Source organism: Pantoea sp. GM01, from assembly GCF_000282675.1.
Classification (GTDB): domain Bacteria; phylum Pseudomonadota; class Gammaproteobacteria; order Enterobacterales; family Enterobacteriaceae; genus Pantoea; species Pantoea nemavictus.
In genome coordinates this window covers 44,895-55,001 of sequence record NZ_AKIU01000009.1, presented here as the reverse complement: position 1 = coordinate 55,001, position 10,107 = coordinate 44,895, and the positions used below count along the sequence as shown (strand labels likewise).

The 10,107-nt window shown below is 54.4% G+C and carries 11 protein-coding genes; 2 read left to right on the top strand and 9 right to left on the bottom strand.

Going from position 1 to position 10,107, the window contains the following annotated elements:
- On the bottom strand, window positions 1–461 hold a 461-nt coding region (locus PMI17_RS03675), incomplete at its 3' end, for a hypothetical protein (protein ID WP_007886233.1).
- Between the two features lie 137 nt (window positions 462–598).
- Between PMI17_RS03675 and sseA the strand changes: the two genes are divergently transcribed.
- Window positions 599–1,438 (top strand): 3-mercaptopyruvate sulfurtransferase, encoded by an 840-nt coding sequence (gene sseA, locus PMI17_RS03670; protein WP_007886232.1) that lies wholly within the window; start codon window positions 599–601, stop codon window positions 1,436–1,438.
- Window positions 1,439–1,499: 61 nt separating this feature from the next.
- Here the strand turns inward: sseA and sseB are convergent, their stop codons facing one another.
- The 5 genes from sseB to trmJ form a co-directional block, all read right to left on the bottom strand.
- Window positions 1,500–2,267, bottom strand: a complete 768-nt coding sequence (gene sseB, locus PMI17_RS03665) for an enhanced serine sensitivity protein SseB (RefSeq protein ID WP_007886231.1) — start codon at window positions 2,265–2,267, stop codon at window positions 1,500–1,502.
- A gap of 46 nt (window positions 2,268–2,313) precedes the next feature.
- Complete coding sequence (gene pepB, locus PMI17_RS03660) at window positions 2,314–3,600, bottom strand: aminopeptidase PepB (protein WP_007886230.1); 1,287 nt, start codon at window positions 3,598–3,600, stop codon at window positions 2,314–2,316.
- A gap of 62 nt (window positions 3,601–3,662) precedes the next feature.
- Entirely contained in the window at window positions 3,663–4,835 is a 1,173-nt protein-coding gene (locus tag PMI17_RS03655; protein ID WP_007886229.1) for an IscS subfamily cysteine desulfurase, read from the bottom strand.
- Between the two features lie 89 nt (window positions 4,836–4,924).
- Entirely contained in the window at window positions 4,925–5,422 is a 498-nt protein-coding gene (gene iscR / locus PMI17_RS03650; protein ID WP_007886228.1) for a Fe-S cluster assembly transcriptional regulator IscR, read from the bottom strand.
- A gap of 135 nt (window positions 5,423–5,557) precedes the next feature.
- On the bottom strand, window positions 5,558–6,301 hold the full coding sequence (gene trmJ / locus PMI17_RS03645; RefSeq protein ID WP_007886227.1) for a tRNA (cytosine(32)/uridine(32)-2'-O)-methyltransferase TrmJ: 744 nt from the start codon (window positions 6,299–6,301) through the stop codon (window positions 5,558–5,560).
- Between the two features lie 121 nt (window positions 6,302–6,422).
- Between trmJ and suhB the strand changes: the two genes are divergently transcribed.
- Window positions 6,423–7,226 (top strand): inositol-1-monophosphatase, encoded by an 804-nt coding sequence (gene suhB / locus PMI17_RS03640; RefSeq protein ID WP_036620143.1) that lies wholly within the window; start codon window positions 6,423–6,425, stop codon window positions 7,224–7,226.
- Window positions 7,227–7,262: 36 nt separating this feature from the next.
- On the opposite strand, the gene PMI17_RS03635 is transcribed toward suhB, so the two are convergent.
- The 3 genes from PMI17_RS03635 to PMI17_RS03625 all read right to left on the bottom strand — a co-directional run bounded on the left by PMI17_RS03635 (window position 7,263) and on the right by PMI17_RS03625 (window position 10,076).
- Window positions 7,263–8,276, bottom strand: coding sequence for a hypothetical protein (locus PMI17_RS03635; protein ID WP_007886225.1), 1,014 nt, complete (start codon window positions 8,274–8,276; stop codon window positions 7,263–7,265).
- Between the two features lie 193 nt (window positions 8,277–8,469).
- On the bottom strand, window positions 8,470–9,459 hold the full coding sequence (locus tag PMI17_RS03630) for a nickel/cobalt transporter (RefSeq protein WP_007886224.1): 990 nt from the start codon (window positions 9,457–9,459) through the stop codon (window positions 8,470–8,472).
- Window positions 9,450–10,076, bottom strand: a complete 627-nt coding sequence (locus PMI17_RS03625; RefSeq protein ID WP_007886223.1) for a DUF1007 family protein — start codon at window positions 10,074–10,076, stop codon at window positions 9,450–9,452. The genes PMI17_RS03630 and PMI17_RS03625 overlap by 10 nt, the downstream gene beginning before the upstream one ends.
- Between the last annotated feature and the right edge of the window lie 31 nt (window positions 10,077–10,107).

Genomic DNA, 10,107 nt, shown 5'->3' with positions numbered 1-10,107 from the left:
CGTAGCGGCAGCAGGGAGCCGCGACTGGCAAAGCCGACCATCGGCTGGATATCACGCGTGGTCAGCGTTTGGCTAAAAGGCGTGGATAAGGTCGTGCCATCGGCGGCTTTAAGACCGGCATCGACGTTAATCGTCAATTTGCGCGACGGTTCCGGATGACGAAAACGCAACGTTTTACCGTGTTGCGCCAGCTCCCAGCCGCCGTCGACCTTGCCACTTTTCTCGTCAGTAATTTGCACGCGCGAAGCAAAATCCTGTTTGCTATCGAGCGGGGTATTAAAGGTCAGCACCAGGGCAGCAGCACCGTCGAGCTGCAGTTCGGAGAGATCGATAACCGAGAGTGATTGCTGCGTGGCTGCTGCGGCTGTCGTTTCCGCCGCGTGAGTCGTCGACGTTGCGCTGCCCAGTAATACACCCCCGATCAGCGCGCTGAGCAGTAGCCGGTTAAAACATTTTGCCATGGTAAATCCCTCACCAGTCCCAGAAGTTAAGAAAGAGTAATGCTGCGCATTTTCGACAACTTTAGCAATCATGCCCTTGAGATAGCCTTCACATTCCCGGAGACTGGACGTTTCCCGATTGCTAAGAAGAGGTTGCTATGACAGCCATATTTGTCTCCGCTGACTGGTTGAAAGAACACTACACAGAAGAAACTTTGCAGGTGATTGATGCCCGCATGTTACCGCCCGGGCAGGAAGCGGTGCGCGATCTCCAGGCGGAATATCTTGCCGGCCATCTGCCGCATGCCCCCTTCTTTGATATCGAAGCGCTATCCGATCACACCAGCCCCTATCCGCACATGATGCCGCGCGCCGAGACCTTTGCAGTGGCCATGCGTGAGTTGGGCATTAGCCAGGACAAACATCTGGTGGTGTATGACGAAGGCAACCTGTTTTCGGCGCCGCGCGCGTGGTGGATGCTGCGCGCTTTCGGCTGCGAGCAGGTGTCGATTCTTGCTGGGGGATTACAAGGCTGGAAAGCCGCCGGTTATGACGTGGTAACCGGACCGGTTAGTCTGCCGGAAGCTGAGTTCGAGGCTAAATATGATAGTACACAGGTAAAACGCCTGACCGATGTGCTGCTGATTAGTCATGAAGGTGGTGCGCAGATTGTGGATGCACGCGCGGCAAACCGCTTTAATGCCGAAGTGGATGAGCCACGCCCCGGCCTGCTGCGTGGACATATCCCTAACAGCCTGAACCTGCCGTGGAACAGTTTGGTGGCGAACGGTGAACTGAAACCGGCAGCGGAACTGCGCGATTTGTTTGATAAAGCAGGCGTAAAGCTGGATCAGCCAGTGATTGCCAGCTGCGGTTCCGGGGTGACTGCGGTGGTATTGATTTTGGCGCTGACATCGCTCGGGGTACGTGACGTGACGCTGTACGACGGTTCGTGGGGCGAATGGGGAAGCCGCGACGATTTACCGATTGAGAAATGATGGTAGGGTGCGCATTAATGCGCACCTGGCTAAACGCTGCACCGTTCGTCACGGTAATAGATCAAATAATCCGCTGACTGCCTTTAAAGTCGCGCAGGAAACTGCCCCAGCGGCGTTCGTAGAATGGCGTGATGTGGGCAGTAAAAAAATGGCTAACGCCACGATCTTCACTCACCACTTCACAGATATCAATTGGCGCATCATCGGCAAGCGTATCGGTTGCCACACCGCCCGCCGCCTGAATGATCTCATCAATATCGCTATCAGCTTCGATGCCAATCAGCAGATTCGGCGCTTCCGTTGCGCTTTCACGAATGCTGGCGACGTAAGCACGGCGCACCTGCTTATACTTGGCAAACAGCTGCGTCAAAGAATCAATCATCTGCGCCGGTGGCTCTGCCACTTCGGAGAGCAGCAGCGCTTGTCCCCCTTCCAGCACGGTTTGTTGACTCAGCGCACTGCCCTCTTCACTCATCAAATGAGCGATTTCGCCTGGCGAAAACTCTTTGCCGGCAGGCAGTTTCGGATTGAGAAACAGCGTTTCGCCCTGCGTAATCTCAAACAGCGTACGCACCGGCATGCGCAGATAAGGCTGTTCATCTTTGATCGCCTCGCCCATCGCTTCTTCGGAGGTGAAGAAAGGAATCACGCTGCCGCCGCCCTCTTTTTCCCAGTGCTGCAGTTCCACCGGTGACGTGGCATCAAACTGTTCGGCCGGGCTTTCGCCAGGTACCCAAACATCGGCTTCCAGCAGCAGTTGGAAAAATTCCGGACGGTGCGCAGGCTCAGTGGCTGCCAGTTTTAGCACCTCTTCAAGACGGTTACTCATTTAGTCATTTCCAAAAAAAGCAGGCCTGCGCCTGCCGTGATGAGGATTATTTCAGCAGAAGATTGGCAACGGTGCGCACACCCAAACCGGTTGCACCGGCAGACCACTGATCCACCGCGCCTTTGCGGTAGGTGGCAGAGCAGTCAATATGCAGCCAGCCCTGTTGATATTTGCTGACAAAATGCGACAGGAACGCGGCCGCGCTGCTGGCTCCGGCAGCATGCGACGGGCTGGCGATGTTATTCAGGTCGGCGAAGTTCGAAGGCAAATGGCTGCGATGGAATTCGGCCAGCGGCAGGCGCCAGAAAGCTTCGTTTTCACCGGTCGCACTGCCAAGCAGCGATTCCGCCAGCACGTCGTCAAAAGTAAACAGCGCGTGGTAATCGTTGCCCAGTGCCGTTTTCGCTGCACCCGTTAGCGTTGCTGCATCAATCAGCAGCTCTGGATTCTGCTCGCTGGCATCAATCAAGCCATCAGCCAGTACCAGACGACCTTCCGCATCGGTATTCATCACTTCAACGGTTTTACCATTGCGATAGCGGATGATGTCGCCCAGACGGAATGCGTTGCCGCTTACCATGTTGTCTGCGCAGCACAGGAACAGCTTCACGCGCTTATTCAGACCACGCGAAATCGCTAACGCGAGTGCGCCGGTCAGCGTTGCCGCGCCGCCCATGTCGGACTTCATCGAGTCCATAAAGGCGCTCTGCTTCAGGCTGTAACCGCCGGTATCAAAGGTGATGCCTTTACCGACCAGACACGCATATACCGGTGCAGCTTCATCACCGGTCGGGTTGAAATCGAGCGCCAGCAATACCGGTGCGCGGGTTGAACCACGGCCAACGGTATGGATGCCGGTGTAACCCTGGCCGCGCAAATCATCACCTTTGGTGATGCGATAGCTCACCGCTTTGCCGCCGACTTCGTTGATCAGATCAACGGCGTTATGCGCCAGCTGCTCCGGACTGAGATCTTCCGCTGGCAGGTTGATGGTGTCGCGCACCCAATCGATGATCTTCAGACGACGATCAAATTCACTCTGATCGGCTTCACTAAACTCTGGCCACTCGACCTGACGTTTGCCTTTCGGGCTGCGATAGCCTTGCCAGAATGCCCAGCATTTTTCCAAATCCCAGCCTTCGCCTTGCAGTGCTACGTGACGAATGCCCTGACCGTCCAGCTTGCGGCCCGCGCGCTGGATGCTCATCAGCGCATCTGCGCCCGTCAGGTGAAGGGTCATGCCACTTTCGTTGCTGCTCAGCAAAGCTTTGTCACCCCAGCGCGCGTCGGCGGCCTGGGAGCTGAGCGTAATTATCATCGGTTGTGTTGTCATCGCGTGGCTCCGTTTGCGTTAGGTGTCACCTTGCGCCAGAACCGGCGCAAGGGGTGCATGAATTAGCGGGACGTTGCTGCAGGCGAAACTGCCCGCAGACGCGTCACCGCTTTGTTGACCAGCTCGATAGCGTACTCAATCTCTTCTGTGCTGGTGAAGCGTCCGAGCGAAAAACGCAGCGAGCTGTGTGCCAGCTCCTGCTCAACGCCCATCGCGCGCAGCACATAAGAGGGTTCGAGACTGGCCGAGGTACAGGCGGAACCGGATGACAGCGCCAGATCTTTCAGCGCCATGATCAGCGATTCGCCATCGACGTGGGCAAAACTGATATTGAGGATGTTCGGTGCGCCCTGTTCGAGCGAACCGTTGAGGTTCACATTACCCAGTTTACTGATGCCGCTCCACAGACGCTGGCGCAGCTCAGCCAGACGTGCCATTTCGCCGCTCATCTCTTCACGCGCAATGCGATAGGCTTCGCCCATGCCGACAATCTGATGCACCGGCAACGTACCCGACCGCATGCCGCGTTCATGACCGCCACCGTGCATCTGCGCATCAATTTGCAGACGCGGTTTACGTCGCACCCACAGCGCGCCAATGCCCTTCGGCCCATACAGCTTGTGTGCCGAGAACGACATCAAATCCACCGGCAGTTCACTGACGTCAATGGGCAGTTTGCCGACACTTTGGGTGGCATCAACGTGAAACAGGATGTCACGCGCACGGCACAGCGCACCGAGGGCGGCGATGTCCTGAATCACACCGGTTTCATTATTAACCTGCATCAGCGACACCAGCACCGTATCGTCGCGCAGCGCAGATTCAAGCATCTGCGGCGTGACAATGCCGTCGCTGCCCGGCTGTAAGAAGGTGACATCAAAGCCTTCGTTCGCCAGCTGCAAGCAACTGTCGAGCACCGCTTTGTGTTCGGTTTGGCTGGTAATGATGTGTTTACCGCGCGCCTGATGGAATTGTGCCGCACCCTTAATTGCCAGGTTGTCAGCTTCGGTCGCGCCAGAGGTAAAAACGATTTCACGCGGATCGGCATTGACCAGCTCAGCAATCTGATTGCGAGCAACATCAACGGCTTCTTCAGCCTGCCAGCCAAAACGGTGGGAACGGGAAGCGGGGTTACCGAAGGTGCCATCCAGGGTGAGGAACTGCATCATTTTGGTGGCAACACGCGGATCAGCAGGCGTGGTGGCTGCGTAATCCAGGTAAATCGGTAATTTCATTGCGCTAAAACTCCGTATAAAAAATCATACGTCTTTATAGCACGCTTGGACCTTTCCTACCTTAGCAGGAAAGGCCGAAGTGAGATCAATTACGCGCGAAGATTAACGTTGATGGTTTCTTGCACACGATGCTGCTGGAAGCGACGATTATCGACGGTGTTCTGACGATCGGCGACATCAAGGATTTCCTGATTATTGACCAGCTCTGCCAGCGTGATGTTGTTGAGGAAGTCGCTGATGCGCTCACTCAAATCACGCCACAGCACGTGGGTCAGGCAACGTTCGCCGCCCTGGCAGCCTTCTTTGCCCTGGCATTTGGTGGCATCGACAGATTCATCAACCGCGGTGATCACCGCGCCTACGGCGATAGCGCCTGAATCTTTGCCTAACAGATAACCGCCGCCTGGGCCACGTACGCTGGCCACTAAGCCGTGCTTACGCAGACGTGAGAATAACTGCTCCAGATAGGACAGCGAAATGCCCTGACGCTCAGAAATGTCAGCTAGCGGCACCGGGCCCTCGTGTGAGTGCAGTGCAACGTCCAGCATAGCGGTTACGGCATAACGTCCTTTGGATGTCAGTCTCATAGCATACAACCTCGTAAGCGTCCGTCCGGTTATCGGCGGGTTATCTGATGAATTGAGGCCAGTCTGACATTCCCGAGTAAAACGGTCAACTATTTAACCAAGTAATTTACTCAACTATTTAACCAACTGTTTCACTCAACTATTATCCACATTACCTTTGCGCTTTTCGAACGAGGCCATCATGCCGCGCAGGATATTGAGTTCATCACGTTCCGGGCGCGCGCGGGTGTATAGACGACGCAGCTTGCTCATCACCTGGCTGGGCGTGCCTTCACGAATAAAGCCACTGTTCAGCATCATCTGTTCGATGTGCTGATAGAAACGCTCCAGATCGTCGACCAGTGGATACGGCGACTCCTCAGGCTCCGCAACCGGTGCGGCTTTTTCCTGCGCTTCCAGCCACGCCATGCGCACTTCGTAAGCGATGATCTGTACCGCCATCGCCAGATTCAACGAGCTGTACTCCGGATTGGCCTGAATCGCGACATGATAATGACACTTCTGCAGCTCTTCGTTAGTCAGGCCGACGCGCTCACGCCCAAAAACCAGGGCAACTGGCGCCTGCTGGCCCTCTTCCACGCTTTTAATGCCGCACTCGCGCGAGTCAAGCATGGGCCACGGCAGCGAACGCGAACGTGCGCTGGTGCCGACCACTAAACTGCAACCGGCAATGGCTTCATCCATGGTATCAACAATGCGCGCATTGCCGATCACATCACTGGCACCGGCGGCGAGGGAAATAGCCTGTGAATCAGGTTTTACCAGCGGATTGACCAGATAGAGGTTAGTTAAGCCCATGGTTTTCATCGCGCGTGCGACAGAGCCCATGTTGCCGGTGTGTGACGTTTCAACCAATACGATTCGGATATTTTGCAGCATAATTAGAGGCGGTCAGGGAAATGATGGCGCGCATCCTAACATAAAAGTAGGACATTTGCTGAACACGCTGATATACTCCGCGCCGTTTTCCCCGTTCTTTAACATCCAGCGAGAGATACCGATGCATCCGATGCTCAACATCGCCGTGCGCGCAGCGCGCAAGGCCGGAAATTTAATTGCCAAGAATTACGAAACCCCGGACGCTGTCGAAGCCAGCCAGAAAGGCAGCAACGACTTCGTTACCAATGTTGACCGCGACGCAGAACGTCTGATTATCGAAGTAATTCGTAAATCGTACCCGAAACACACCATCATCACCGAAGAAAGCGGTGAACTGGCGGGCGAAGATCAAGACATTCAATGGGTGATCGATCCGCTGGATGGCACCACCAACTTCATCAAACGTTTACCTCACTTCTCAGTATCTATCGCTGTGCGCATCAAAGGCCGCACCGAAGTGGCGGTAGTTTACGATCCAATGCGCAACGAACTCTTCACCGCTGTACGCGGTCAGGGCGCACAGCTTAACGGTTATCGCCTGCGCGGCAGCACCGCTCGCGATCTGGATGGCACCATTCTGGCGACCGGCTTCCCGTTCAAGTTGAAGCAGCATGCAACGCCTTACATCAATATCGTTGGCAAACTGTTTACCCAGTGTGCAGATTTCCGTCGCACCGGTTCTGCCGCGCTGGATCTGGCTTACACCGCCGCGGGTCGCGTAGATGGTTTCTTTGAAATTGGCCTGAAGCCGTGGGATTTTGCGGCGGGCGAACTGCTGGTACGTGAAGCGGGCGGCCTGGTGACTGACTTCACCGGCAACCACGGTTACGTCTTGTCGGGTAACATCGTCGCGGGTAACCCACGCGTGGTTAAAGCGATGCTGGCATCAATGCGTGAAGAATTGAGTGAAGCGCTGAAGCGCTAAAGAAGAAAAGGCGGCTGAATCAGCCGCCTTTTTTTATTACCGACGTTCGTGACTTAATACCTGACGCGGCTGGGTCTTACGACCAACCCGCCCCAGCAATGCCGCCAACACCGCTTCAATGACCAGCATAAAGAAGGTGAACCAGCTGGCTTTCGCCGTCGCAGCTGCTGCTTGCTCAGCAACCTCACGCGCTTTCTGTTCCGCCTGCTGTTTTAACTGCTGATATTGTTGTACGGCTTTTTTGTAGCTCTCTTCCGTTTGCGTAACGATCTGCTCAACTTCCTGATCGCTTTTACCGGTACGCGCCTTGATAATATTTTTCAGTGCATCACGATCGGCAGCCTGCAAAGTATCGGAATGACGACTGACAACGCCTTTCAACCAATTAGCCAGGTCATCATCCGCATTTTGTGGATTCTGCGCCGTTTGCTCTGCCTGATTTTGCGCATTATTGGCTTCGTTATTTACATCCTTCTGCAGATTCTCCGGTTGTAATTCCGACTTACCCGTCTGTCGCAGTGTGGTTTGCAGTTCATTTTTTAAATCGTCCAGATTGATATTACTTTCCTGCAGCTTTTCTTTTGCCATATTGGTAAGGGATGGCGCCGCAGCGGAAATTCCATTACCCACAGCATTAACGCCTGCGCCGAGAATATTAAAGGCGCCACCAATAAGGCCAGTAGCTAAGGTAATCGCCAACCACAATGTCAGGATGGTACTGACACCAAACATTAATAATCCGTGCATCGCGCCTTCGCGCTGCGCCAAACGCCCCGCGACGTAACTACCTACGCCCATGGCGATTAGCATACTGACGCCGGTCCAGATTAATGCGCCGGTCCCCAAATGCTGGAGTGGATTTTGTTCCTGTTGCGGATCGATGGTTGTCGCGCCAATTGCGGTGCCTAATACACCTAATAAAATATGGATGATTAGCGCAGCGATGACGCCGGCAAATACTGCGCTCCAGGAAATACGTTTCAACGGTAAACCGACATGAGCTTCATGAACAGTTTCTACGCCGCCATTATTAAGCCGGGTTTCAGGCATCACATTTTCCTCGCAAAATATTACGATAAATAATTATTGTTACTGAATGGACCAGAAGCCTGACTGGTAATAATCAGCGTAGACGGTGAACGCTATTTCCACCAGATAAGCACAGAGGAGATATTTAATTATATGAAGTGAATAACGTTTTAAACGCAGCCGATAATATTACCGCTGCGTTTATTATTTTAGATTATATGAAAGGACGAATTCCGCCCCCGCTACCCGGGGAAGCGCTCTGCCATAATGCAACGCCCGCGATCATTAATAACACACTGCCCAACAGGGCGAGCGCGGGCAGCAGTAGCCTGGTCGACGCATGCGTCCCGCTGGCTCGCCCTAACTTCATCGCCAATTTGCGGGAACGTTGCACCAGCAAACCGAGAGCTGAAACGGTCAGTGCGGTACCCACCGCCATGGCGACTGCAGACGCCACGCCCCAGGCATAGACCCCAATCACTTTGGCGAACAGCAGCATCATAATGGCACCGGAACAGGGCCGCAGTCCCATTGAGAACACCACCAGCGCCTGAGTTTTAGCGCTTACCGCCTGGTCCATCTGCTCGGCACTTGGCATGTGCGCATGGCCACAGCCGCAGTGCTCGTGATGCTGATGCTGATGCTGCGGCCGAATAGCGTGAATCTGCATCTTTACTGCAGGTTTCAGTTGCTGGCGCAGCGATCGCAACGCACGCCACCCGACCCAAACGCCAAGCGCAATCACCAGCAGATAACTGCCCTTCTCCAGCCAGTAGCTGCCGAGATGAAGCTGGCGCGACGAAGTTTGTAGTACCACCAGCATCAGCGTCACCAATCCAATCGCTACCCCGCCTTGCAACAAGGCCGCCAGCAGCGTCAGCTTCATACTGGTCTTCAGTTTCGCCGGATGGGTGGCGAGAAAAGTCGCGATCACCACTTTGCCATGCCCTGGGCCGAGCGCGTGGAGCACGCCGTAGGCCAGGCTAAATAGCATCAGCGTCACGCCCGCCTGCTGCGGTTGCTCAGCGACCTGCTGTAATAGCTGGGTCATTTCGCGATTGAGGACCTTCTGCCACAGCACGCTTTGCAGCAAAATCTGCGACCAGTGCTGCCAGAGCATCACTCCCACCAGCAACAACAATGCCGCCAGCAGCCACAGCGGCCACAAGCGGCGTGAGCGTGAAGGAATTGAAATCAATGACATGTCAGCATCACCGTTTGCGCGAACTGTTGGCCGAGATCCATATCTTCCGGTGGCGCATCGGCCTTATCCAGCGACAGCGCATATTGCTTTAGGGAGTCATCGGGTTTCGGTGTGTGGAGATCAATTTGGCAATGGGATTTAACGCTATCGTCCATGGTTAATGCCTGCGGATTATCGTAATACATATCAACGAAATAAGTGGGATCAAACGTCTGAATACGATACTGCTTCGCGCTTAGCGACTGCGGTTCGCCAAACGGCACAATAAACTCCAGCACCGCTTTATTGCCCTCGCGCGACAGATGGTACTCTTTCGGCAAATTAAGGAATTTCACCCGGTTTTTGTCCTGCCACACTTCGGTAAAATAGTGCTGGCCCAGCACATTGGCCATCACCTGTGCCGCCAGTTTCTTCCACACCACATCGCCCGGTTTAGCCTTTCCCGCGTCGTAAAGCAGGTCAGCGGAGGTGATTTCATCCATGGTCCACACCATTTTCATGCCACTCAAGCGATCGTTTTCACTGATGAACTGAGTTTTCATATCAATAAAGCTATGTGGATGTGACCAGGCTGCCGTGCTGAACAATAGCGTAAAGATAATGAGTGCAATTTTCATGTGTTATAAAGTAACAATTTTAGAGTGAAGT